At 36.6% G+C, this 24,515-nt stretch carries 25 protein-coding genes and 1 pseudogene; 23 read left to right on the top strand and 3 right to left on the bottom strand.

Annotated elements, in window-relative coordinates:
- The first annotated feature begins 232 nt into the window (after positions 1 to 232).
- The 17 genes and pseudogenes from V179_RS0109050 (at position 233) to V179_RS0108970 (ending at position 13,879) form a co-directional block, all read left to right on the top strand.
- Positions 233 to 1,393, top strand: coding sequence for an MFS transporter (locus V179_RS0109050; protein ID WP_028391163.1), 1,161 nt, complete (start codon positions 233 to 235; stop codon positions 1,391 to 1,393).
- A gap of 841 nt (positions 1,394 to 2,234) precedes the next feature.
- Positions 2,235 to 3,320: pseudogene (gene ltrA / locus V179_RS31655) on the top strand (group II intron reverse transcriptase/maturase).
- Between the two features lie 418 nt (positions 3,321 to 3,738).
- On the top strand, positions 3,739 to 4,176 hold the full coding sequence (locus V179_RS27565; protein ID WP_051404898.1) for a DUF4362 domain-containing protein: 438 nt from the start codon (positions 3,739 to 3,741) through the stop codon (positions 4,174 to 4,176).
- Between the two features lie 164 nt (positions 4,177 to 4,340).
- Positions 4,341 to 4,679, top strand: coding sequence for a YolD-like family protein (locus V179_RS0109035; RefSeq protein ID WP_028391162.1), 339 nt, complete (start codon positions 4,341 to 4,343; stop codon positions 4,677 to 4,679).
- A 676-nt stretch (positions 4,680 to 5,355) separates the two neighbouring features.
- Positions 5,356 to 6,138, top strand: coding sequence for a class I SAM-dependent methyltransferase (locus tag V179_RS0109025; RefSeq protein WP_028391161.1), 783 nt, complete (start codon positions 5,356 to 5,358; stop codon positions 6,136 to 6,138).
- A 180-nt stretch (positions 6,139 to 6,318) separates the two neighbouring features.
- On the top strand, positions 6,319 to 6,750 hold the full coding sequence (locus V179_RS0109020) for a hypothetical protein (protein ID WP_028391160.1): 432 nt from the start codon (positions 6,319 to 6,321) through the stop codon (positions 6,748 to 6,750).
- A gap of 696 nt (positions 6,751 to 7,446) precedes the next feature.
- Positions 7,447 to 8,154, top strand: a complete 708-nt coding sequence (locus tag V179_RS32005; protein ID WP_028391159.1) for a serine hydrolase domain-containing protein — start codon at positions 7,447 to 7,449, stop codon at positions 8,152 to 8,154.
- 17 nt (positions 8,155 to 8,171) lie between these two features.
- Positions 8,172 to 8,942 carry a serine hydrolase domain-containing protein gene (locus V179_RS32000; protein WP_028391158.1) on the top strand — a complete coding sequence of 257 codons (771 nt, stop codon included), beginning with the start codon at positions 8,172 to 8,174 and terminating at the stop codon, positions 8,940 to 8,942.
- Between the two features lie 536 nt (positions 8,943 to 9,478).
- Complete coding sequence (locus V179_RS0109005) at positions 9,479 to 9,961, top strand: hypothetical protein (protein WP_051404897.1); 483 nt, start codon at positions 9,479 to 9,481, stop codon at positions 9,959 to 9,961.
- 239 nt (positions 9,962 to 10,200) lie between these two features.
- Entirely contained in the window at positions 10,201 to 10,695 is a 495-nt protein-coding gene (locus V179_RS0109000) for a CDI toxin immunity protein (RefSeq protein WP_028391156.1), read from the top strand.
- Positions 10,696 to 10,788: 93 nt separating this feature from the next.
- Complete coding sequence (gene rpsI, locus V179_RS32385; RefSeq protein ID WP_407637247.1) at positions 10,789 to 10,851, top strand: 30S ribosomal protein S9; 63 nt, start codon at positions 10,789 to 10,791, stop codon at positions 10,849 to 10,851.
- 191 nt (positions 10,852 to 11,042) lie between these two features.
- Positions 11,043 to 11,780: an SDR family oxidoreductase gene (locus V179_RS0108995; RefSeq protein WP_028391155.1), complete on the top strand. Its 738-nt coding sequence runs from the start codon at positions 11,043 to 11,045 to the stop codon at positions 11,778 to 11,780.
- A 44-nt stretch (positions 11,781 to 11,824) separates the two neighbouring features.
- On the top strand, positions 11,825 to 12,259 hold the full coding sequence (locus tag V179_RS0108990; RefSeq protein WP_028391154.1) for a MerR family transcriptional regulator: 435 nt from the start codon (positions 11,825 to 11,827) through the stop codon (positions 12,257 to 12,259).
- On the top strand, positions 12,244 to 12,564 hold the full coding sequence (locus V179_RS0108985; RefSeq protein ID WP_028391153.1) for a carboxymuconolactone decarboxylase family protein: 321 nt from the start codon (positions 12,244 to 12,246) through the stop codon (positions 12,562 to 12,564). The genes V179_RS0108990 and V179_RS0108985 overlap by 16 nt, the downstream gene beginning before the upstream one ends.
- Before the next feature lie 15 nt (positions 12,565 to 12,579).
- Entirely contained in the window at positions 12,580 to 12,993 is a 414-nt protein-coding gene (locus V179_RS0108980; protein ID WP_028391152.1) for a cupin domain-containing protein, read from the top strand.
- 291 nt (positions 12,994 to 13,284) lie between these two features.
- On the top strand, positions 13,285 to 13,419 hold the full coding sequence (locus V179_RS31995; protein WP_268745183.1) for a hypothetical protein: 135 nt from the start codon (positions 13,285 to 13,287) through the stop codon (positions 13,417 to 13,419).
- A gap of 34 nt (positions 13,420 to 13,453) precedes the next feature.
- Positions 13,454 to 13,879, top strand: a complete 426-nt coding sequence (locus V179_RS0108970; protein WP_028391151.1) for a DUF4304 domain-containing protein — start codon at positions 13,454 to 13,456, stop codon at positions 13,877 to 13,879.
- 53 nt (positions 13,880 to 13,932) lie between these two features.
- Here the strand turns inward: V179_RS0108970 and V179_RS0108965 are convergent, their stop codons facing one another.
- On the bottom strand, positions 13,933 to 14,424 hold the full coding sequence (locus V179_RS0108965; protein WP_028391150.1) for an RrF2 family transcriptional regulator: 492 nt from the start codon (positions 14,422 to 14,424) through the stop codon (positions 13,933 to 13,935).
- Between the two features lie 199 nt (positions 14,425 to 14,623).
- Here V179_RS0108965 and V179_RS0108960 point away from each other — a divergent pair, with 199 nt between their 5' ends.
- Positions 14,624 to 15,277, top strand: coding sequence for an FMN-dependent NADH-azoreductase (locus V179_RS0108960; RefSeq protein WP_028391149.1), 654 nt, complete (start codon positions 14,624 to 14,626; stop codon positions 15,275 to 15,277).
- Between the two features lie 28 nt (positions 15,278 to 15,305).
- Positions 15,306 to 15,749 carry a carboxymuconolactone decarboxylase family protein gene (locus V179_RS0108955; protein ID WP_028391148.1) on the top strand — a complete coding sequence of 148 codons (444 nt, stop codon included), beginning with the start codon at positions 15,306 to 15,308 and terminating at the stop codon, positions 15,747 to 15,749.
- 123 nt (positions 15,750 to 15,872) lie between these two features.
- Here the strand turns inward: V179_RS0108955 and V179_RS0108950 are convergent, their stop codons facing one another.
- Positions 15,873 to 16,772, bottom strand: coding sequence for a LysR family transcriptional regulator (locus tag V179_RS0108950; protein WP_028391147.1), 900 nt, complete (start codon positions 16,770 to 16,772; stop codon positions 15,873 to 15,875).
- Between the two features lie 294 nt (positions 16,773 to 17,066).
- Here V179_RS0108950 and V179_RS0108945 point away from each other — a divergent pair, with 294 nt between their 5' ends.
- From V179_RS0108945 to V179_RS0108935, 3 genes are all read left to right on the top strand, one after another.
- Positions 17,067 to 18,377 carry a purine/pyrimidine permease gene (locus tag V179_RS0108945; protein ID WP_028391146.1) on the top strand — a complete coding sequence of 437 codons (1,311 nt, stop codon included), beginning with the start codon at positions 17,067 to 17,069 and terminating at the stop codon, positions 18,375 to 18,377.
- 199 nt (positions 18,378 to 18,576) lie between these two features.
- Entirely contained in the window at positions 18,577 to 19,287 is a 711-nt protein-coding gene (locus V179_RS0108940) for an ankyrin repeat domain-containing protein (RefSeq protein WP_028391145.1), read from the top strand.
- 275 nt (positions 19,288 to 19,562) lie between these two features.
- Complete coding sequence (locus V179_RS0108935; protein ID WP_028391144.1) at positions 19,563 to 20,672, top strand: lactonase family protein; 1,110 nt, start codon at positions 19,563 to 19,565, stop codon at positions 20,670 to 20,672.
- 649 nt (positions 20,673 to 21,321) lie between these two features.
- Here V179_RS0108935 and V179_RS0108925 read toward each other — a convergent pair.
- Positions 21,322 to 22,452, bottom strand: a complete 1,131-nt coding sequence (locus tag V179_RS0108925; protein ID WP_235178999.1) for a DUF2515 family protein — start codon at positions 22,450 to 22,452, stop codon at positions 21,322 to 21,324.
- A 123-nt stretch (positions 22,453 to 22,575) separates the two neighbouring features.
- Between V179_RS0108925 and shc the strand changes: the two genes are divergently transcribed.
- Entirely contained in the window at positions 22,576 to 24,444 is a 1,869-nt protein-coding gene (gene shc / locus V179_RS0108920) for a squalene--hopene cyclase (RefSeq protein WP_028391142.1), read from the top strand.
- The last annotated feature ends 71 nt before the right edge of the window (positions 24,445 to 24,515 follow it).

Below are 24,515 nucleotides of genomic sequence, written 5' to 3'. Positions count from 1 at the left end.
TATGTTCATAAAAAGAGTTGGTACCAATCCATTGATCAGAAGAGGATGTAATTGAAATTCCTAAGCGGGATTCATTATCGATTCATGTCCACGAATTATTTTTTTGTGCTTAGGCTAACTCTTTAGAGAAAAACTAGAAGAAGTTTGGAATGAATGAGAACAGACCTAGCTAAACATGGCGGGCTATTTTTTATCAAGTATTTATTTTGCTTTTTAGAGAGGGAGTTAAATTTTGGATAAACGTGTGTATATATTGGCGATTGTCTCGTTTATTGTCGGGATGGTTGAATTAATCATTGGCGGTTTACTAGATATTGTCGCGAATGATTTAGATGTGAGTCTTGGGCAAGCGGGTTTCCTTATCACTGTTTTTTCTATTGCATTCGCGTTAGCTGCACCCATATTGTTAACAGTAACTCAAAGAGTGGAACGAAAACAGCTAACTTTAATTACTTTGTTTATTTTCTTAATAGGAAATGTCATTGCTGTATTCAGCCCTTCTTATAGTATTTTACTAGTTGGGCGTATCATTACAGCTTCTAGCGGTTCATTGCTTATTGCTTTATGTTTAACGATGGTGCCAAATATTGTAACTGAACAATACCGTGCAAGGGCGATTGGAATTGTTTTTATGGGAGTCAGTGCCTCTCTTGTACTAGGGATACCAATTGGATTGATGCTTGGAAATGCTTTTGGATGGCGGGCACCCTTTATCATGATCTCCATCCTAACCTTAGTATCGATGGCGGGGGTGTTTTTCTTTCTGGAAAGAATGGCACCAAAGCCTTCTATTCCAATTGGAAGACAATTACGTACATTGAAAAATCGAAAAATTCTATTTGCCCAGGTAACTTCCTTTGTCATGTTGACGGGTCATTTAACACTATATGGATACCTAACTCCATTTTTAAAAATGAAACTAGGCCTTGATGGAACATGGGTTAGTATTGTCTATTTAATTTTTGGAATTGCGGCTGTAGTTGGCGGGGGAATTGGAGGCTTTCTGGCTGACCGTTTCGGCCCCAAGCGTACTATAATATCTGTCATTATCCTTTTTGCGGTTTCAATGTTATCAATCCCTTATACAACCTTTGCTTTACCGTTTTTCCTAATCTTGATGGTAATATGGAGTATGCTGAGCTGGGCGATCACACCAGCGATGCAAAGCTATCTGATCGAGCTGTCACCAGAAACCTCGGATATCCAGCAAGCCTTAAACAATTCGGCGGTTCATATGGGTATTGCTTTTGGTTCATTTATTGGCGGAATTGTTATTGAGCAAACCTCTGTCGAGTTCAACCCTACAGTAGGTGGTGTGCTCGTTTTGTTATCCTTAGGAACAGCTGCTCTTTCTGTCATGAATTATGGTCATCAAGAGTTCAAAAAAAGCTGATTTCCCTTTAGCATGGGAGAAAAAAGCTTTTTCCATTAATATTGTCTTAGCGTGGTTTTTTCCTTTTTGCTGGCGGCAGCCGGGTAATACCAGCGTCCGTGCAACCAGAGGCAAAGTAAATCCAATTTTGCTTATATAACCCTATGTATGTACTCCTAAGAAAGGCTTCAGGGAAAATGAAGCCTTTCTGTCATGATTAAAACGTCTGTAAATGTACACTTTTACGAACTTTTTTTGATTGTTACTTCTTTAAAATAGACTAACGGGTGCGTTAGCTGAAGATCAGAGCTGTCTTTAAGGCAGCTTTTTCTTATGCAACTAAAGGGGCAGGTGTGCGGCCGAGCATAGGTCGTATCATATAGCGGGTGGGATTCCCGTCGAGTAAGAACCAGCCATTCGCTTGTAGCGAGTCTTGGAGGGCTAAAGGTAACTTTAGTCTTTAAGCGTAGACAGTTAGGTAGCGGGCCGGAAGCCAAATGGTTGAAGGGATTGAGCTCCATAATGTTAGTAAATCGAGAGGGCTGATGCTTTACCTGCAGCAGAAAGCTACATTTTACCTTTCGTTAATGGCAAGAAGGGTAAAACCTCTCTGGAGTCAGAGACCTTGGCACGTTTTATATTGATATGATACGGAAACTCGGGAGACCCTACCGGTCTTTTCTTTTTTTAGAAGAGTATGGTCTACAAGTGATAATAAGCAAGGAAACCAAATGCCGATGTAGGGAGTCGGAAAGCAGCGTAGTACCAATGAATTTGGGTAATGCCGATGGAGGAAAGGCTAGCTACCAGTTATCACCCTTACTAGGGACACATTTACTACACACAGAGGTAGGTTTAATAAATGGAAACAAAACTACTAAGGATTGCAGAATTAGCAAAATCTGATTCTAAAATGAAATTTACATCTCTTGCACATCTATTAAATAAGGAAGCATTAGTTCAATGTCATCTTGAACTTCCCAATAAGAGGGCAACTGGGATTAACGGTACAACTAAAGAGCAAAACGGTGAAAGTTTAGAGGTAAACATAGAGGATTTAGTAAGTAGACTTAAAAGCAAAAGCTATCGTCCTGTTCCAGTAAGGAGAATGTATATTCCAAAGCTCAATTTAAAAAAGAAAAGACCAATGGGAATACCTGAACATGAAGATAAAATTGTTCAAAAAGGCATTACAAAGATACTAAATACCATTTATGAAAATGACTTGCTGGACTGTTCCTTTGGGTTCCGCGCAAATCGTAACTGCCATGATGATTTGAAAATACTGAACCACTATATTGAAACGAGGTCAGTAAATTATGTAGTAGATGTAGATATTAGGGGATTCTTCGACAACGTTGACCACATATGGATGATGGAGTTCTTAAAACTACGAATCTCCGACCCTAACTTACTAAGAATAATTGGTAGGTTTCTTAAAGGTGGATATATGGAGGAAGGTAAGAAACACTGAACAGATAATGGTACACCGCAAGGTGGAGTAATATCTCCGGTATTAGCCAATGTATATCTCCATTATGTCCTCGACCTTTGGTTTGAGTAAAGGGTAAGAAAACAGTGCAAAGGACAAGCATACATAGTGAGATATGCAGATGATTTTGTTTGTTGTTTTCAATATAAGAGCGAAGCTCAGGAATTCTTCCAATCATTAAAACTTAGATTAAAGAAGTTTAACCTAGAAATAGCTGAGGATAAAACTAAAATTATTCCCTTCGGGAGGTTTGCGGAGAAAGATTCAAAACAAAAGGGAAATAGAAAACCTGCAACCTTTGATTTCCTAGGTTTTACACACTATTGTGGGAAGAGTAAACAAGGAAACTTTCGAGTGAAAAGGAAATCAAGCAGAAAGAAAGTCCAAGGCAAACTAAAGGAATCAAAAGAATGGTTGAAGATTAATAGAAATAAAGATATTTATGATTATGGATAGATTTAAACGCTCACTAATTGGTTATTACAACTATTACTGCATCACAGATAACACCCAAAGTGTATACAAATTCAAAGAAAAAATCGGATACATTCTGTATAAATGGCTCAATATAAGAAGTCAAAGGAAATCATTTACTTAGGATAAATTTAGACTCTTTCTTAATAAATATCCGCTACCTTCACCAAGAGTTAAGGTTAATATATATGACTTAAGGAAAGAGATTAGCTACATTTTGTGAATGATAACTAGGAGGAGCCATGTGCGTGAATAGCGCAAGCACGGTTCTGTGAGGGGGGAGGAACACAATCTACCGAAAGGTAGAAAGGTTCCCTTCTACTCGACTAGTGCAAGAAGGTATATACGAGAAGAATGAAGAAATAAATTTATATAGATAATCTAATTAGGGAGGAAATAAGTGAAAAGATTTATATTAATTATAATTATATTTTTGGTTGCTATTAGTAGTATTGGTTGTTCAAAGAGTGGGGCTTACGGGTCAGAGGAAGCGATTAAAAGAGGCGATGTTGTTCACCAAAATGAAGTTGTTAATTTAGAAAGGTTTGAGCAGTTCTTAATTAATTTATCTAACAAAAAAGAAGACACCCTACGGGTTACAGGCTATACTCACGAAGGAGACCCTATTTTCCAAGATTTACAATTTGATGGAGAAGTTATTCATTACACTTACGATAATTCAAATGATGAATATGCTGGAAAAGATAAAGGTAAAGAGACCGATGATTGCAAAGAAGTAATTGAAAAAGAAAATACACAAGGCGAAATCGGATATTTAATAAGTGGTTGTTCCAAGAATCTTGAACGCATTTTAATTAGGATTGAGAAAAAACACTAAAGTAAATGACAGCACTTAAAAAATCTTTGTGAAGTTTTGCACTTAAAGTAACGGGGTGCTTTAGTGAAATAAGAAGAACTCAAGGCCGTCAAAAAATGGTCTTTTTCTTTTTATTACATACGGAACATTAGTTCGTATATAATAATCTTAAAGGAGGCGATTATATGGCGTTTAGAGACCGAGGAATTATGAAGTGGCAAGCCGCATTCCAATTGCCAGAACTAGCGAAAACTCAGTGGGATTTTTGGCGGGATAATGAACGACAAGCTAAGCCAATCATTGACGAACATGAGGCGGAAGAATTCGACTTGCGGATTATTTACGCAATGGAATACGACCATTCGGTAAAGCTAACTGTTTGGGATGAAGGCTTTACTTTTGATATTACTGGCCGTGTCCATTACGTTGATCCTATTACGCATGAGCTGCGGATTGAGGTAAAGCTAGGAGAGTTTGAGCGAGTGACGTTCGATAGTATTATTGGGGTGAAGGTGGTGAATTAGGGGAACATAGCGTCAGCCTTACGTTGGTTGGCGTTTTTTCTTATTAAACTAAAAAAAAGCAGGTTAGATTAACAAAGGGAATAGTGGTAAAATATTACACAACAGATGTCTGGAGGTACTTTATGGAAACGATTATTATGATTTTTTTCGTATTTTTAGTTTCTATTTGTATTGGTTCGGTACTAAATATACTACTTAAGACGACGAAAAAAAGGGATTGGCTTATTACAATCTTAATAAGTTTAGGTTTATCAATAATAATAGTGCCTCTTTTAAATACATTTTAAAAACATCATTTTGGCTGAAGATTAACAGATACCTATTGAAGTAACAGGTTGCAATACTTCAAATAGGAGATTACTCCTTTTTTATTGAACTACCACGAAAATAAACTTCTCTAACTTCGAAAAAAGGCAATACCAAAGAGACCCCTTATCCATCGTAAAAAAAAATGGATAGAGCTACAATTCATTGATCTATGGAATGGGTTGACTGGATTAAGATCAGTATCAGTATTAGCTCTTCTTAACTATTTTCATACTCTGTGGTGAAGCGCTGATTTTTGCGCTTCATGGATGGCTAAAGGGCAGGTAAGCTTAACAAGAGTCAGAAAAAACAGATGTTGATATGTTATCCTTTTAAGGGAACTATGTCCAAAAAATGGGGGGGATTTTATATGGATACTGTTAATCATAATAGTAGTGCTTGGGATAAAAAAGTTGATGAACAAGTGGTCTATACAAAGGCTGTTTCTAAGGAAATAATCGAAAAAAGTAAATCAGGTGACTGGGAGATTAGCGTAACAGCAGGAAAACCTGTACCAAGAAGTTGGTTTCCAAAATCATTAGTAGGACTAAAAATTTTATGTTTAGCTTCTGGTGGAGGTCAACAAGGTCCAGTATTAGCAGCAGCAGGAGCTGATGTTACAGTTATCGATATCTCCAAAAAACAATTGGAACAGGATGAAATTGTCGCAAATCGTGATGGATTAAATTTAAGAACTGTTCAAGGTGATATGTCTGACCTCTCTGATTTTGGGGAAGGAGAATTTGATATGGTTGTAAATCCTGTTTCAAATCTTTTTGTAAAAGATGTTCATCCTGTATGGAGAGAAGCATCACGAGTGTTAAAAGATAAAGGAGTCCTTATTTCTGGTTTTACAAACCCTCTTCTATTTATTTTTGATGATGAAGAAGATATGAAGGGAAATTTAGTGGTTAAAAACTCTATTCCATCATCATCCTTGGATAATCTGACAGAAAAAGAGATTGAAGAATATATTAAAGCCAATAAAACAATTGAATTTGGACATACATTAGAAGACCAAATTCAAGGACAATTTGATGCGGGATTTACGCTCAATGGTCTATATGAAGATGATTTTGGTGGAAGTAGACCGTTAGATAAATATATAAAATGTTTTATTGCGACAAGAGCTATCAAGATTAATATTGATTAAATAATGTAGGCGAAGCAACTAATGTGTCACCGTTCTTACTGACTAACTGGGTGCTTTACTTGAAGATCAGGGCTGCCAACACTGGCGGCTCTTTTTGATTATTGAACTAACGAAGCAGGTTAGTTGAAGAACAATTATCATTTGGTAATATTACCATTCAATTGTTATAGAAGTGAAAAGATGATCATTTATTATTTAATGCTCATAGTAGGAGCTTTATTAGTAATAGGCGCAGTATTTGCTTTTTTTGCTATGTATGTTGATAAAGAATATTCATTATTAAATGTAGGTAAAATCTTAGGAAGCTTTGTAATTGGTGCTTTTCTTTTAGCTGCTACCATCCCAAGCCTAAAATATGTTGTGCTAAAGGAATATGATGTCGTCAGTGGAAAATGTGTTGTTGAAATTTCATCAGGTCGTTCTTCTTTGGCGGACTTTAATATGCTCGATACAGATGAACTGTTTACTTTCAATGATATTCCTGCACTTGATGCTTATGGAAAGTCAATCCCTTATTATTGTAAGGTGACAGTTACAAAGGACCATATGTTTGAAATTGGTTACAAAATATATGATGTCAAAACAAGAAAGTTAATATTAACAAGTCCGTAGCCGTGTATACAGTTGAATGATAAAAGAGGCAATTACCTTTTTATCATGGATAGAAATTTTCCATTTGTGAAGAAATGTACTTAAACTATCGGGTGCGTTAGTTTAATAAGAATTAATTAATTTTAAGACTGAGGTCAAATTTAGTTACTCCATTAAAGGGCGCGTTTGTGGAATAAATATAAAAGGATCATACATATTAGAAGGACTAATATGTATGATCCTTTTTTCTATTCACGCAAAATAAGTATTAAAAAAAGTACAAAATATCTCCAAAAATAACAATGTAAAATACTAATAAAACTACGTGTCTAAAACTTTTAAATTATAGACGAGTTTTGGAACAAATAATAAAATGTGTGCTTTTTTAACTTTGTTCAGCAATCGGGCCATTTTATGGAATAAGATAGTATCTATACAACTTACGTCAGATAAATTTTATTCTATTTTCAATTTTTAACAAATTAATAACGTTAATTAAAATTAATAATCGGGTTATTATGGTAAAATTATGTATGTTTTTGGCTGGCGTACTCAAATATTGACATACAAAAAAGGGGACAAATAGTGTTAAATTAGATAGCTTTTACAAGTGTGAATAAAGCAGATATAAAAACACGTATGAAATAAAGAAATATACAATATTTTCATTGATTTTAGAATATAGTTCGTTTTACAGAAATTGGAGGACCTAATACAGTGAAAAATTTAAAATTATCAAAAATCAGAAAACTAATACTAATCATACTTTTCCTTTTTATTACATTATTAAATGAGAAGGCTTTGGCTACTGAGAATCATAATGATGTGGACATTTCTATAATTGATAAATACATGAATAATGAACTTGAGAGACTTAATATCCCTGGTGCTTCAATAGCGATAGTAAAAGATGAAAAGATACAGTATATCAAAGGATATGGAATGTCAGGTCCTAATGGAAAGGCAATGTCACCAAAGACGCCCGTTGTTCTGGGTTCTGTTAGTAAATCATTTACTGCACTAGCCATCATGCAATTAGTAGACCAGGGAATGATTCAATTGGATCATCCAGTTCAACAATATATACCATGGTTTACTTTGGCAGATGAGGCAGCATCAAAAGAAATTACCATTCGACAGTTATTAAATCATACGAGTGGCATCTCTGAATATGATGGACAAGTTGCTATTTCTCAAGGTGATCAATCGATAAAAAAACTTGTAGAGGGCTTAAGGGAGGTACACCTAACAAAAGGAGTCGGTGAAACATACCAATATTCCAATCTGAATTACAGTATTTTAGGTTTAGTCATCGAAGAAGTCACGAAGACTCCTTATACTGAATATATAAGCAGCAATATTTTTAAACCGCTTCAGATGGAAAATAGTTATGCAGATCCAAAAGAAGATAAAACAATACGATAGCTGTTGGATATCAAACAATGTTTGGATTTAAAATGCCAACAGAACAATTAAACCATGAAGCGAACGTACCTCATGGTTATCTCATTTCAAGTGCTGAAGATATGGCAAATTATATGATTGCAATATTAAAAAAAGGACAATTTTATGGTAAGAGTGTTTTATCAAAACAAAGTTTAAACGAAATGCATCAGCCATCATCTTTCATTAGGAATGATATTTATTATGCGATGGGATGGGAAGTAGATAAGAATGTGATTACACATAATGGCTGGACGGAAAATACATATTCAAGAGTCATTTTAGATGAAGAGTATGGAATTACCTTACTGATCAATTCATTCGATTATTATAATAGTAATCGGTACGATGAGATAGTGACGAATCTATACAATTTTATTAAACATAATGAACCTCTTAAAACCAGTGAAGAAAGCCCTTTTATGATTTATATCATATTTGATTTAATAATTGCTGTAGCGATAGCGTACATATTCTTTTCCATCTATAAAATATTTAAACAACAAAAACGTAAAATAACACCTTTCTGGTTGTTTCTTAATTTAGTATCTTTGATTGTTTTTAACTTCTTAATACCATTTTTACTTTTGTATTTTGTAACTCAAGTAGTTCCATTGTCAGTGGCAACAATATTTGCTCCAGGTATTGGCCATGCTTTATTCATCATTCCATTATTCCTTATAATTATTGGAGTAATTAATATTGGTAAACTAGTACTTGTTAAAGTATGGAGTAGCCAAAAAAAGTTACATTCAAATTATTCTTCATAACTGCAAGAACAGCAACTATCAGCCGCAATTATGTAGCGAGATGTAGGATCTTTCTTTATGTTAAGGAACATTTTCTGAAATAACACCATGTAATCTTAGAAGAGATTAATGATTCTCAACACATCTTAATTGGAAATTTAATATGGTCTATAATTGTTTTGGCTTATACCATCTATTTGAGAAAGTCATTTTTTAATATTGATATTCAACATTTATAATTGGAATGATTTCTTATTTATGTAACGGTGACGTTAGGTAAATAAGAATTAAGTGATTATAGTTTTGAGAACTTATTATAGTTCTTCCATTAAAGAGCGTGATTCTTCAATAAAAAAGATCGCTTTTTACCGTTATATGGCCAGATTGTGGAGTAACTCCTTTAAAGAAAATAGGATATGTATGTTAGAGCTTAGAAGAGATTGTGAAACTTTGTACTTAAAGTAACACAGCAGGTTAGTTGAAGAAGAATCGACTTTAATAATAAAAAATAATTTATAATAAAGATAACGTTTACTGATTGTAGGTGGTGGTTTCTAATGCTTGATGGTGTAGGTGGAATGTTATTAGCCTATTCAGACTTGTTTCTTGTTCAGTGTCCTAGGTGTAGCAGTTGTGCCAGAATTTTCACTCCGAATAACGCAAAAGGTAAAGATGAACCTAGATATTTGGGACATGAATCGAAACGGTTGTTATGTGTCAAATGTGGCTACACCAAAGATATCCATCCCAAAAGAAGATGGGATAATCTATGGGCGTTTAGCCACGAATTATATAATGAGAAACAGGGAGTTGATTGGTACTTTGGTTTGCCCTTGTATCTTCAAACTCAATGTTGTGGGCATAAACTTTGGTTCTTTAATTATGAACATCTTTTCGATATAGAGAATTATATTAAAGAACATGTAAGACCTTCTGGCTTATATTATTTAAGTGCTAAAAGTAGACTACCAAAATGGATGAAACTTTCGAAAAACAGGGATGAAGTCCTTAAAGCAATAACAAAATTAAAATTTCTTTAATAGATTTCATCAAATCAGCTTTTTCTTCTTCCACTAACGGCCAGGATAGCTGTAGAAAGAAATTAATAAATAGAAATTAGCAATTAAAATTAAGTAAGGCAGCCTTAATCATAGCTATTGTGAAAGATGTCAAGAATCAATTGAGAAGAAACAGTAAGTAATGGTTCTTGTTTCACTAATGGAGTGCGATGTTTGAATGAAAATAATAATTTAAAATACTAGGTTAATAAGAGGTTGCTATGAATAGAGAAGAAAGAAAAAAAAGATTACAAGATATTATCGAATTAAATAGACAAAATGCCATCAAGCAGGAGTATGAAGAACTTGCTACTGAATTTTGTGATGAACTTTTAGAGAAAGAAAGTATTAATGTGTTAACTGTGGAGCAAAGCGAAGAAACAGTAGATAGGTTTGTGGAAGAATTTCCTTTTGATTCTTCAGGAAGTGTTGCACGAATTGATTGGGAGAAAATGAGTATAAAATTTCAAATAGATGGAGCACATCACCTATCTTCCTTCATCAAACAAGGTGGTTTTGAAAATAGTGTTGTTTATCTTATGAGAAAAACATCGTCATCCCCTAACCAAACCCCAGTTATTTCTACAACAATAGAAAATATAATAATCAGTTTCGAAAATATATCATATGAAGAACAGTTTATTTATTGTCCAAGAGAAAAATATGTAATAGAGGTTCTATGGAGTGGAGAGATAATTGCTGGGTGGCAAGAATAATAAACGAATAAGTTCACTTACTGCCAATGAATTAAATTTTCTTATTCAAGTAACTGGGCAATTTAGTTGAAGAAAAGGTAATTAGGTTGTTTAATCGAACGCAAAAAATACGGTCTTAAAGGCGCTCGTCGCGCACCGAATTTCTCAAAACGTTAATATATCTACGTTCCAAGGCTCTTTTCGTATATGGGAAAGAGTCTTTTTTATTCCTAAAGCATTACCTTCAGCCACCCAAAAACGAAGCACTCTAAACGTAAAAAAATTAAGAAGTTTAGATTTTCCTCTTGCGTTAAAGTGCACTTTAAGGTTTATAGTGAACTCATCAGAAAGGAAAGAGGGAATAATAAATGTCAAAAGTTATCGTAATTACAGGCGCTTCATCAGGTATTGGAGAAGCAACAGCTAAATTATTAGCAAGCCAAGAGAATAAAGTAGTAATCGCAGCTCGTCGTGAAAATCATTTAACGAAAATGGTTGAAGAAATCAAAGCTGAAGGTGGGAAAGCTGCGTACAAAGTTACTGACGTCACAAAACGTGAACAGGTTGAATCACTTGTTAACTTCGTAATCGAAACATACGGACAAATCGATGTATGGATGAATAACGCTGGCATTATGCCAAGCTCAAACTTCGTAGATTACAATTATGAAGAATGGGAAGCAATGATCGACATCAACATTAAAGGTGTAATGTACGGTATTGGTGCTGCCCTTCCAAAAATGAGTGAACGCAAAACTGGTCACTTTATAAATATTTCTTCAATCGCTGGTCATCACGTATGGCCAGGTGGTGGTATCTACTCAGGTACTAAATTTGCAGTTCGTGCAATGAGCGAAGGTTTACGTCAAGAAGAAGCTATGGCTGGTAGCAATATCCGCGTGACAATCGTTTCTCCAGGTGCAATTGAAACAGAATTAGTTGAAACTATTTCAGACCCTAAAGCGAAAGCTGGTATGCAAGCTCTTTACGATGCGGTTCAAATCCCAGCATCCCGTGTAGCTGATACAATTGCATTTGCGATTAACTCACCAGAAGACACTTGTTTGAATGAGATCATTATCCGCCCAACAATTCAGTTACCTTAAAGTTCACTACAAGTGCATACTAGAAGTATGGAGGTGAGTAGCCTATGTATATCAAAAAAGCTAGTGAATTAACTGGTGTAAAGCCTGAAAACATTCGCTACTATGAGCGTATTGGATTAATTCCACCGGTTATCCGAAATGAAAATGGCGTTCGCAATTTTTCAGATATTGATATCGGTTGGATTAAATTTTCTAAACATATGCGGGATGCAGGAGTCGGTACGGAAGCCCTGATTGATTATATTTCACTTTTCCAAAAAGGTGATGCTTCAAACATTCAATCACGAAAAGAAATACTTCAAGATCAATTGGACGAATTGGAAGAACGAATTGAAACAATGGTGCATGCTCGTGATTATTTGAAACTTAAAGTAGAAAATTACGAAGATATCATGGTTCCTTTGGAAAAGAAATTACAAGATGGTAATTGTACTGTATTCGAAGAGAAGAAGGAGGTATTAGAATGGCCGAAAAGGTAACAGCCGGACGTGATTTTTTAGGTGAGTTTGCACCGAAATTTGCAGAATTAAACGATGATGTATTATTTGGTCAAGTATGGAGCCGTGAAGCAGAGTTGAGCCCACGTGACCGAAGTATGATTACTGTTTCGGCACTTCTTTCAGGCGGGAACTTCGAACAATTACAAGGCCATATGATGAAGGCAAAAGTGAACGGAGTCACAAAAAAAGAAATGGTTGGAGTGATTACACACTTAGCTTTTTATTGTGGGTGGCCTAAAGCATGGTCAGCTTTTAATTTAGCAAAAGAAATTTATAAGGACTAAGGGAGGACAAAGCTCATGATTATTAAAGACATGAAAGACACCATTTTATTCGATGCAGGAGAACAAAATCCGTATTCTCAATTTTTCGTTGGGAAAAGTTATTTGAAAATGCTCTCACCTGGACCAAATGCCATTGGAAACGTAACTTTTGAACCAAGTTGCCGTAATAACTGGCATTCTCATGCAGGTGGGCAATTATTGTTTGTGACTGCTGGTGAAGGTTACTATCAAGCTAAAGGTGAACCCGCACAACGCTTAAAAGCAGGGGACGTGGTGAACATTCCAGCCGGTGTAAAACATTGGCATGGTGCAGCAGACGACTCATGGTTTGTTCATTTAGCAGCTGCAGGTGACCCAAGCAAACCAGAAACAGAATGGTTTGAGCCTGTAAATGATGAGCAGTACGCGGAAGCAAATAAAGTGAAATAAAAATTTGGCGTCAGGGTTTCAACTCTGACGCCTTTATAGATATAGGATTTCGGAGCTGTTCGAAACAAAGCGAGAAACAGAACCGATATACGTAACGATGTGAAGATTGATTTTAAGTGGCAGAAAAAGCAAAGGTAATAGCTAGGAACAGAAAGTGTTTGTGAAGAAATGTACTTAAAGTAAAGGGTGCTTTAGTTTAGGTAGGAAAGACTGCTTCGGCAGCTTTTTCTTATTCGACTGACGTAGCAGGATTGTTGAACAAGAATAAAAAAATATAAAGGGGGAGTAGATATGATTGGTTTGTTTAATCTTGGCAGCCTCATTCTTGGATTAATTGCTTGGATACTTCCTGTTGTTAATCTCATGCGATATAAAAAGCATGACCATTGGAATAGGGTCGTTTTTTCACTAAAGAAGGTAGTTTAGTTTAATAATAAATATCTAAAGGAAGTAGAAAAGAATGTCATTGAATGAAAGAAAAATGATGGATAATGCCTTGAAAAAAGTTGTGATACCTGTATTAAGAAAACAAGAATTCAAAGGTTCATTACCTCACTTTAGGAGAAAGAATGAAAAAAATATTGATTTAATTACTTTCCAATTCAACAAATGGGGAGGTTCATTTGTAATTGAAGCGGCGACTTGCCCAATAGAAGGTGTAACAATGTATTCGGGAGAACACATTCCATCTAACAAAGTTACTTCCCATCATCTAAATAATAGATTTAGGTTAGGGGCAACATCAAGAGATGAAGATGGGATATGGATTGATTTTGAGAATGCAAAAACAGAAGAAGAATTCGAGAAAGTTGCTTCGAGTGTTTTAGTTTTATTAAATTATTCAGACCGTTTTTGGATTTCAAAGTTATTCAACTCCTTGAACTAAGAAAAAACCTCTCTAAATTCCTCTTAATTAAGGAATTTCATGAGAGGTTTGTTTTATATGCTACTTTTTGAAAAATATTTCTTGGTATCTTTACGTATTTGTTTGGGCAAGACACGATCAAGCTCTTCATTTAACCATGAGAGTGTTTTGCTACGTAAATAATCACGCATTTTTTCTTCTGCTTCGAGCATAGCTAAATTGATGGTGCAAAAGGAGGGAGATGAACAGCAGCCTTCCCTATACAAATAACCATTATCTTTAATATTTTTACATTGAAAAATAGGTTTAGGACCTTCAACTGCTTCAACTACATCCCAAAAGGTAATAACTTCTGGGGACTTAGATAACCTATATCCTCCCTTTACACCGGGGACAGAACTTACAATACCAGCCTTAGATAATTTACCGAAAACTTTTGAAAGAAATGTCTCAGAAAGCCCTTGGAATTCTGCCAAATCCTTTATCCCAACACTTTCTTTGGAAGGAACATCAATTAAATAAACCAGACAATGTAAAGCATATTCAACTCCGACACTATATTGCATATAAAATCACCTACTTTTGATTAAGGATTATCAAATTGTATCTTAGGGCTATTTAGAGTTCTAGTCAAATAGAAATCTCTTTTGGTAAATTTTATTCCTTTGACAAAAATAATTATAACATATATTATAGACAATGTTAATCGCCGATTAAGTTAGTCTTTAATCGGAACTTAAAATTCATTTTAAAGGGGAAATAATAATGAACAAAACACTTATCATAAATGCACACCCAAAAATTGATGATACTTCTTCAGTTAGCTTGCAGGTTTTTAACCACTTTTTGAAAACTTATAAAGAATTAATTCCTGATAGCGAATTAATTGAGCAAATTAACTTGTACAGTGATTTAGTGCCTACGATTGATAAAACGGTTTTAAGTGCATGGGAAAAACAACGAAAAGAACAGGAACTAACTAGCCAAGAACAAAAAGTAATGGAGCGTATGTCAGAAATCTTACAACAATTTAAAAGTGCAAATACGTATGTTATCGTTTTACCTTTGCATAATTTTAATATTCCATCAAAATTAAAAGATTATATGGATAATATCTTAATCGCACGTGAAACTTTTAAATATACTGAAAATGGCTCAGTGGGACTACTTAAAGACGGACGAAGAATGCTTATCATACAAGCAAGTGGATCAATCTATACAAATGATGATTGGTATACAGAAGTTGATTACTCTCAAAAATACCTGAAGTCAATGTTCAATTTCATTGGTATTGAAGATTACCAAGTCATTCGGGCGCAAGGAACTGCTTTACTGGAGCCAAATGAAGTATTACAAAAAGCATATAAAGAAGCTGAAGAAGCTGCTTCAAGAATAGCATCTGAATTAATACTGTCTTAAATGAAAAGAAATAAAAGGAGGAATTAAATTGGAACAACGAATTGATTATTATAATGTAGCACCAGAAGCACTTAAAATAATGATGGAAATGGAGAAGTATACGAAAACTACAGGTATAGACCGTAAACTTCGTGAACTTATAAAAATTCGCGCTTCGCAAATAAATGGTTGTGCATATTGTATTAACATGCATACCACTGATGCTAGAAAAATGGGAGAAACGGAACAACGTTTATATTGTATTAGTGCTTGGAGAGAGTGTACATTTTACACAGATGCAGAAAAAGTAGCTCTTGAGTTGACAGAGTACGTGACCTTAATCCCGACAAAACGTGTGCCAGATGAGCTTTATCAACTAGTACGTGAACATTATGACGAAAGACAATATGTTGACCTTGTTCTAATAATCAATCAAATCAACAGTTGGAATAGAATTTCTATTGCAATGGGGAATATAGCAACTGAAAAATAATAACTCTCAGTGAACATCTTATAGCGTTCGTTTCGGATACATTTAATAATATTGTTGAATAAATAAATCCCAATTTCTCATTTATTATTACTGAGAGATTGGGATTTTTAATACTTTAAATCCTTAACACTGTAAATCCGTGTTTTGCTGAAGGTACTCCGTTAATAGGTTTGTAAAGTTTTGAGCAGTTTTTGATAGATAATGATTTTTCAGCCATATTAAGCCCGTAGATGCAGATAGCTCTGTATCTTTAATTTTGAAAGCCTGGATATTGTAGTTTTTATATTGTTTAATGACGGTTTCCGGAACAATAGCATCTCCAAAATTACATGCGACTAAATCTAATAAAAGGGAGATGTCAGAGCACTCGGCAATAATATTCGGATGTAGTTGAGCTTTAGAAAATGCTTCCAAAATCATATAATGAACTCCCAGTCCTTCTGTACTCGGTAAAATCAAAGGGTGGTTTTGAATGTCAGCAAGCATAACCTGATGATTAAAAGGTTCGTTTTTCTTTGAAGTAATAAAGAAAAAAGGTTCTGCATGAAGATGGATAGCTGAAAAATCATCTAACTCGAGCGGTAATCGTATAATCGCCAGCTCTACTATTCGGTCTCTCACTAGTTGACAAAGATGAGATGACTCATTTTGATGAATTTTATAGGTAATCTTAGGATGGTTTTTGTGGAATTGGTGAAGTAACTCAGGTAATCCGACTACCGAAAAAGTATTGATACCTATCGTCAATCTTCCACTTACCCCTTTTCCGACATCCTTTACTTCCATTCTGGCTTCTTCCATCAACTGAGTCATTTGTAGCGCATACTTATATAAGGATTTTCCTGCTTCCGTCACTTCTAAAAATCTACTATTTCTCTCCACTAATTTCGTTCCCAATTCATCTTCCATTGTTTTCAGGTGCTGACTTAGTGGAGGCTGGGAGATATGAAGTCTTTCAGCGGCAGCAGAAATTTTTCTTTCTTCTACAATAGCTATAAAATATCGCAGTTGTCTAATATCCATAAGCGGAAATTCACCCTTCCTATATGAAAAACTTTAGTAAAATTAATTTTTTTTATATTTTTCATATACTTCATTCTAAGATATCATGATTTTAGATAAAAAGAAATTTCTCGAAACGGCTTTAACAGCGATGATTTTTCGATAGGAAAGTTTTTCAAGGTGTTAGCTAGAACATCGAGATACTTAAATATAAGTTTTTCTTGTTGGAGACCCTTATTTTTCAGCCAAGTAGAACAAATTTCTATTCTCACTAGAAGTCTCAACAATAAACATCATGTATAAGGGTGAAATATTATGAAGCAACAACGTTTTTACAGCAGTTTAAGCATATTTCAATGGTTTTTTTTCTTGCTGGCCACTTCTATTGCATTACCGATCATAATCGGAGGAGTATTTCATTTAACGATAGAGGAAATATCCGAATTAATGCAACGAACTTTTTTTGTGGTGGGCATTAGCTCTTTTATTCAAGGCTGGCTTGGGCATCGATATCCGATCGCTGACGGGCCTGCAGGTTCATGGGTCAGTGTATTTGTCATTTTAGCGGGCATGGCAATTCAGCAGGGGGAAAGTACGTATGAAACTTTACAACTTTTAGAAGGTGGCTTGCTAGTTACCGGATTTTTACTATTTATTCTCGGTATAACCGGCCTGGTTAATCGGCTGCTGTTTTTGTTCACTCCTTTAGTTACTGGTTCTTTTCTATTGATTCTGACTCTTCAACTTAGTGGTGTTTTTTTAGAGGGAATGCTCGGAATACAAGAACAGTCCAACCTGGATTATGAAATATCCGCGATTTCATTTGGCGTATTTGTTATCGTGATAGTGCTGTCAATTAAAGGAAAAGGATGGATGAAAAGTTACTCCGTGCTGTTAGGAATTTTAATTGGGTGGTTACTATATTACTTATTAGGGAAAACCCCCAATACGATTTCCACACAGGCTTTCTTCATTAAATTACCAGACATTTTTGCATGGGGGACTCCGCAGTTAAATGCTGGGATGGTTATAACCTCCATTATCTTTACGTTTATTGTAGTCTCTAATACAATAGCTGCCGTTACGGCTGTTAAACAAGCGATTCCAGAATCAGAAAAATCCGAAAAACAAACCATTAACCGCGCCAGTTGGGCAGGCGGTATTACACATATTTTATCAGCTCTTTTTTCTACGATTGGGATTGTGCCATTGCCAGTATCGGCGGGATTTATCCGATTAACTGGGCAAAAACGAAAGATGCCTTTCTTGGTAGCAAGTTTAGCCTTAACAGGTATAGCCTGTGTTCCGGCGATCGTCAACTTCTTAGCTATGCTTCCCGGCCCTATTGCTTGTGCCGTAAGTTTAGCATCCTTTGTCCAAATGATCGGGATTTCGTTTCAGTCCCTTTTGAAAGACGAGTTAGATCAACGCCGGTTAACTATATTAGGAATCACATTGCTAATCGGTTTTGGAATAATGTATCTTCCTAAAGGAATATTTCAGAGTCTGCCTACTATTCTCCAATATATTTTAAGCAATGGTCTCATTGTTAGTACGATCATCGTAATTGTGTTAGAACAACTATGGAAAACAAAAAACATTAGTGAAAAAAAATTTAATATTTAACTTTTCAAGGAATGTTTTTAAATGATTCACGATGAAGTTATGAATTTGGCAAGGAGATTTTGCTCTTTGGAAAGAAATGAATAAATAAATTACATGTTTAACGGAACATGTTTTCCAAGAGAAAAAGCCGTAGAATATAAATTTCACTCCTCAGGTAAAAAGAACAGAGCAACTATATTAGAATAGAGGCGAATATTTGTTGTTGAAGTGGATGATGGCATTTATAGGATGTATTCTCTTGCTGCAAGGTTGTATGTCTAACATTAGTGGAGAACCGAAAAAAGAAGAAAAGGAGAAGGAAATCGTGGGCGAAGAATTAAATAAACAGTTACTTCAAGCAGCAGAACGTGGAGAGGCAAACACCATAAGCGAACTCATTAAGAAAGATGCGAATATCAACGCACAGGACTCGAAGAGACGGACTGCCACTATGATTGCGACCTATAACAATGATGTAGAAACCGCAAAAGTGCTCATCAACGCAGGGGCAGATGTGAACATCCAGGATGATATGAAAAACAATCCCTTCCTTTATGCTGGTGCAGAAGGATATATAGATATTCTAAAACTTACGATTGAAGCAGGGGTCGATCCGGCGATTACAAACCGGTATGGGGGAACTGCTTTAATCCCCGCCTCAGAACATGGATATGTGGATGTAATCAAAGAACTTCTCACTCATACCGATATTGATGTGAATCATATTAATAATCTTGGTTGGACAGCTTTATTAGAAGCAATTATTTTGAATAATGGAGACGAAAAGCAGCAGCAAACGGTGCAATTGCTGCTAGAACATGGGGCGGATTTGAACATTCCAGACAATGATAAGGTGACTCCTTTACAGCATGCACGTGAGAAAGGGTTTAAAGAGATTGAAAAAATTTTGATAAAAGCAGGGGCAAAATAAATACTTGAAGCTGTTATGATTACCAAACCCATATAACAGCTTTTTTAAACTCTTATCTGTTCACATAAAGAAAAGAGGATTTATCAGTAAGGGATTGATCCTCAACAAACTGGCGCGATTGTTCAATAAGAACAGTCGCTTTTTGTGCTAACGGTACAGGTTAGTAGGATAAATGGATGATAGTTCACCTCGATTTGTAAACCAATTTACATCCATTTGGGGAATTTAAATGGCAACAGAATCATATAAAATTATGGAAGAAGGAGGTTCATAAAATGCAGATAATGAACAATTATTTTCGTGCACGTGCGAGTATGGTGTACATGATGACCAATAATGAAGTAATGAATCAAATCATTGCCTTTTCCATGGACATGAATGGAATGCTCACCTTCGCGGGATCCTTCCCAACTTATGGAAGAGGTACTGGTACAAAGGAAGTTTCCACTGCAACAGCAAACGATGGCGTCGATCCCTTAGCGTCACAAGGCGCCCTAACTTTGTCCCGTGATGGACGTTTCCTACTTGCAGTTAACGCAGGCAGCCATAGTATCAGTAGTTTCATCTTAACAGACACAGGAGCACCTGTTCTCGTGGATGTAAAGCCATCAGGAGGTGCTCAACCCAATAGCGTAGATGTGTTTGGTAATCTTCTCTATGTCTCCAATGTAGGTAATGCCGCAAACAATTTTGCATCAAATATCACTGGTTTTCACATAGATGATAACGGAAGACTTACTCCTATTCCTGGATCCACCCATTCTCTCAGTACTTTCAATGCTCAGCCGGCGCAGGTTCTCTTCACTCCTGATGGCAGTAAAATCGTTGTCTCCGAGCTTACATCAAACCATATCAGTGTATTCCCTGTAAATAAAAATGGTACAGTTACAGGACCAATCGTTAATGATTCTTACGGTCAAGGACCATTGGGCGTTTATTTTCTATCGTCTGGAATCCTCTTAGTTACTGAAGCAGTTTCAAATGCGCTGTCATCTTATTCATTGAGTAACGATGGAATTCTTCATGTGGTTAGTGGCTCTGTACCAAACGGATATCAGACTGCTTGTTGGGTTGTAACAACGAGGGATGAACGTTTTGCATACACTACCAACACCTTAAGCGGCACCATCTCCACCTACCGAATTGATCCCAATGGAGCACTGTCGGTGGTAAGGCATATTACCAGTACACCGCCAAGTACAGCACCAGGTCTTCCGATGGATGTTGGAGTGAGTAAAGATGGACGGCATTTTTACACCCTTAACGGGAATCAGGGTACAGTGTCAGTATTTAATATCCAAGATGATGGAAATTTAGTAAGATTGCAGGTTGCTGCCTGGACTAACTTTCCTTACTTTGGGTCACAAGGTTTAGCTGTTCTTTGATTCTATTAGGTTCACTATACTGCGTGGATTAGAAAAATACAGGAGTTGCTAAAAACAAAGCTACCGACTTAGTGGTGGCTATAGTAATAAGACAACTTAATTGCCAGCAAGATTATGAAGAAATGTACTTAAATAAACGGGGGAGTTAGTTTAATGAGAATTAAATGATATTAGTGAGTGTGGTCAGATTTTAGTTATTCAATTAAAGGGAGCTTTTCCGTAATATGGTATGCTCCCCTTATAGTAGACACGTTTTAAAAAGCGAATTAATCTGTCTACTAGGAGGGGGTATTTCTTATGGAGAAAAAGCAGAGACTTATGATATATCATTTGAGAAAAAAGCGGTGGATTTATTTCATACTGAAGCAGAATGTAAATACCTTCAAACCTAGCAGCAAAAATTAGATGCATTTAATGTGAGGAGTGATTTTTCGGTTAGTCTATTGGAAAACACAGTCCAAATATCTGCAATAATCCTACTCTTATGTTCATTCTATTATTAGAGGGGTACCGTCAGGAAGCGCATTTTCCTGACACTCCCCCCTTACTGTTATGACACAATCAACAATTCGAGGTATAAAAGTCAAAATGAAAGAAGCGACCAATGCAAATATGTAGAACAGCTGTCAAAATCACCGCACATTGATGGTTAATCCTCCTCCCGTAACAGAAGGGCTTCCTTTCCCATGACCGCAAGCTCAATGGTTTCAAGCGTTTTGCAATAATTCCCGAATATATCTCCATTCACATCGACTTCCTTATGAATATAGTCCAGAACATGCCAATCCTCAAACCAGTCGCCGCTTTCTGCATCTTCATGAGAAGCATTCGGCCAGGCGTATTTTAACAGTGGGCTGTACAATCGGTCGGCGGCGCCTTTTCTCAACTTACAATTCTTGACCCGAGGTTTATAAAGGGAACGGGGGAAAAATTCGTTTACATCGTTAAACAAATCGGGCCAATAATCTTTTCGTGAACCCGTATGGGGATGATCGTGCGCCCATTTCAAAATGCCCGCTGAAATATTTGTTCGCTGAAAAAGAAGGGTATACAATCTTTTACCGAATAAAATTCGTTCGTGAAGCGAAGTGAAATGCCTTGATGTAGCGCCGGCAAGTAAGGTTTGTTGCCTATTTCCCTCTGCACAGTATGGAAAAAGAATGTGATTTAAACGCAAAAAATCATACAACTTGAAGCTGACCGTACGGGTTACGTTTTTTTTAAAATGATTATTTTGGATCACTCTCTTTTCCAAATAACTTTGTTCATTTATCACAGTCGCAATAGCAAGAGTGTAGGAATCCCGACTGTTCCAAAAATAACGCCACATCGTTTCCATAAAGGTAGAAATGTGAAAAAAGGGCAAAAGATGAAACATTTCCTGGTTGGCTTTTACACTTAGGTCATATATCAAACACTGGGGATACACATCCTGAAAAATCAACCAGCTGCCGCGTTCCAAAAAAGAATAAATCGCCTTCTGATCTCTTTCCGGAAGAAGTTTTGTCAGCAAATCCCCTTTTAAATCGGTCATGTTCCAGCCAACGTTCCGCGATACCATATGTCCAAGGAGGGCCCAATGGATTTCTGGGTGCTCAAGGTAAAAATGATAATAAGCCCGAGTCCGTGTAACATTATTTTGATTATGTTGTTTTGTCTGTTCTCTTATATAGTGAATGCGTTGTTTATCGTTTTCGGATAAAGAGGGCAGGAGGCAGGAAGATTTACTTATTAATTTTTTTTTCAAATCCTTCTTTACATCAGAATAGGAATTAAGCAAAAATACATCATCCCTTTTCAACAGTTCATTTTAACTGCGTTCGATTCTTCCATTAAAGAAATGCATATTCATTTTGCTAGAGGAATATGAATACAACGTGAGTATTCGAAAGAGGGGGGTAACATGGGACATCGGGTACATGAGGAAATGAACCGAATCGTCGATCAGTTCATTAGGGACCAATCAGATGACGGGTCCTGGCAATATCCTTTCGAGACCGGCATCGGAACAGACTGTCACATGATTATCTTATTGCGGACATTGGAGATAAATGATGAGGCGTTCATAAAAGAACTGGTGGAACGTATTGCAGGGAAACAGCAGAAAGATGGTTCATGGGGTTTGTTTTATGATGAAGGAAAAGGGAATCTTACGTCCACTGTGGAAGCTTATTATGCCCTTCTTTACTCCGGTTACCGGGATCGGGATGACCCGGATATCCAGGCAGCAAGAAGGTTTATCCTTGCCAACGGAGGGGCTACAGAAGTCCATATGTTTTTTAAAATCCTGTTGGCTCTAACCGGACAGTGCGAGTGGCCGCCTTTCCCCATTAAGATTGAAGTGCTGCTTATATCGGACTCTTTTCCAATCAATCTTTTTGATTTCTCCATGCCTGGCAGAACGAACATCATCCCGTTTCTGATTCTGGCCAATTTGGGTTTCAGCAGGAGAACGCTACGGTCTCCTGATCTCTCTGATTTGTATCTGAAAAAAGAAAAACGTTTTTTTACAGAAGATCCGGAATTCCGCTCGGTTATCCATTTGATTCAAAAAGGGATAAAAGGCCTGAAAGACTACCCCGGAAACCTTCGCGAGTTAGCTTTATATCGCGCCGAACAATATATGCTGGATAGAATAGAACCGGATGGCACCTTATGTAATTATTTCGGTTCAACTTCTATGATGATTTTTGCCTTATTGGCGAGGGGATATTCGAATACACATCCGGTGATTACCCGTGCCTTGCAAGGCTTAAAAGCGATGACCTGCCGGATTGATGGAGAACTCCACTGCCAATATGCGACGGCTACGGTCTGGAACACAACGTTAATCAGTTATGCTCTGCAAGAATCTGGAGTCCCTTATTCATCGAATACCGTCCAGATGGCAAACCGATATATCCTCTCCCGGCAACATGTCAAATACGGGGATTGGGTCATTCATGAACCAAACCTGTTGCCGGGAGGCTGGGGCTTTGAGGACATGAATACAATCCATCCGGATATTGACGACACAACGGTAGCACTAAGAGCGATTCGAACGTTAGCCATCGAAAGGGTGGATTGTCGACAGGCATGGGATCGGGGAATCAACTGGCTCATTTCCATGCAAAACAATGACGGTGGATGGGCGGCATTCGAAAAGAATGTAAATAAGAAAATATTGAACCTATTACCGATCGAGGGCGGAAAAGATTTGTTGATTGATCCGTCGACGGTTGATTTAACGGGAAGGACATTAGAGTTTTTCGGGAACTATACCCATTTGGATTTTCATCATCCCATGGTGAAACGCGGGATTCGTTGGCTGTTAAAGAATCAAGAGTCGGATGGTTCTTGGGTAGGGCGCTGGGGTGTCTATATTTATGGCACATGGGCGGCGGTAACGGGAATGATTGCGGTTGGGGTTTCCCCGAATAATCCTGCCATTCAGAAGGCTGTAAACTGGTTAAAAGCGATTCAAAATCAAGACGGAGGTTGGGGAGAATCCTGTAAAAGTGATATCGAAAATTGTTATGTGCCTTTGGGCGAAAGTACCCGCACTCATACAGCATGGGCCCTTGACACACTTATCTCGGCTGCGTCTGAAGTCACACCTGACATTAAACGCGGTGTAGCTTTTTTAGTGGATGGAAAAGAAAAAGATTGGGCAAAGACCTACCCGAAAGGAAGGGGAATGGCTGGAGCCTTTTATATCAATTATCATTGTTACGAATACGTTTTTCCGTTACTGGCCTTGGCCCATTATCAAAAATTAGCTGAAGGGAGCTAAACCGGGATCTGTGCTTTCAAGTGACTTTTTGCATATTTTTAAAGTCTGTCCGATACAATGAACAAAACTAC

Source organism: Bacillus cihuensis, assembly GCF_000504145.1.
GTDB lineage: Bacteria > Bacillota > Bacilli > Bacillales > DSM-1321 > Peribacillus > Peribacillus huizhouensis.
The sequence above is the reverse complement of the archived record's forward strand: the minus strand, read 5'-3'. Positions and strand labels throughout refer to the sequence as shown.

Excerpts from the sequence above, each read along its gene's own strand:
- V179_RS0109035 (WP_028391162.1), top strand. The coding sequence starts at position 4,341 with ATGGCGTTTAGAGACCGAGGAATTATGAAGTGGCAAGCCGCATTCCAA.
- V179_RS0109025 (WP_028391161.1), top strand. The coding sequence starts at position 5,356 with ATGGATACTGTTAATCATAATAGTAGTGCTTGGGATAAAAAAGTTGAT.
- V179_RS0109020 (WP_028391160.1), top strand. The coding sequence starts at position 6,319 with ATGATCATTTATTATTTAATGCTCATAGTAGGAGCTTTATTAGTAATA.
- V179_RS32000 (WP_028391158.1), top strand. The coding sequence starts at position 8,172 with ATGTTTGGATTTAAAATGCCAACAGAACAATTAAACCATGAAGCGAAC.
- V179_RS0109005 (WP_051404897.1), top strand. The coding sequence starts at position 9,479 with ATGCTTGATGGTGTAGGTGGAATGTTATTAGCCTATTCAGACTTGTTT.
- V179_RS0109000 (WP_028391156.1), top strand. The coding sequence starts at position 10,201 with ATGAATAGAGAAGAAAGAAAAAAAAGATTACAAGATATTATCGAATTA.
- V179_RS0108995 (WP_028391155.1), top strand. The coding sequence starts at position 11,043 with ATGTCAAAAGTTATCGTAATTACAGGCGCTTCATCAGGTATTGGAGAA.
- V179_RS0108990 (WP_028391154.1), top strand. The coding sequence starts at position 11,825 with ATGTATATCAAAAAAGCTAGTGAATTAACTGGTGTAAAGCCTGAAAAC.
- V179_RS0108985 (WP_028391153.1), top strand. The coding sequence starts at position 12,244 with ATGGCCGAAAAGGTAACAGCCGGACGTGATTTTTTAGGTGAGTTTGCA.
- V179_RS0108980 (WP_028391152.1), top strand. The coding sequence starts at position 12,580 with ATGATTATTAAAGACATGAAAGACACCATTTTATTCGATGCAGGAGAA.
- V179_RS31995 (WP_268745183.1), top strand. The coding sequence starts at position 13,285 with ATGATTGGTTTGTTTAATCTTGGCAGCCTCATTCTTGGATTAATTGCT.
- V179_RS0108970 (WP_028391151.1), top strand. The coding sequence starts at position 13,454 with ATGTCATTGAATGAAAGAAAAATGATGGATAATGCCTTGAAAAAAGTT.
- V179_RS0108965 (WP_028391150.1), bottom strand. The coding sequence starts at position 14,424 with ATGCAATATAGTGTCGGAGTTGAATATGCTTTACATTGTCTGGTTTAT.
- V179_RS0108960 (WP_028391149.1), top strand. The coding sequence starts at position 14,624 with ATGAACAAAACACTTATCATAAATGCACACCCAAAAATTGATGATACT.
- V179_RS0108950 (WP_028391147.1), bottom strand. The coding sequence starts at position 16,772 with ATGGATATTAGACAACTGCGATATTTTATAGCTATTGTAGAAGAAAGA.
- V179_RS0108945 (WP_028391146.1), top strand. The coding sequence starts at position 17,067 with ATGAAGCAACAACGTTTTTACAGCAGTTTAAGCATATTTCAATGGTTT.
- V179_RS0108935 (WP_028391144.1), top strand. The coding sequence starts at position 19,563 with ATGCAGATAATGAACAATTATTTTCGTGCACGTGCGAGTATGGTGTAC.
- shc (WP_028391142.1), top strand. The coding sequence starts at position 22,576 with ATGGGACATCGGGTACATGAGGAAATGAACCGAATCGTCGATCAGTTC.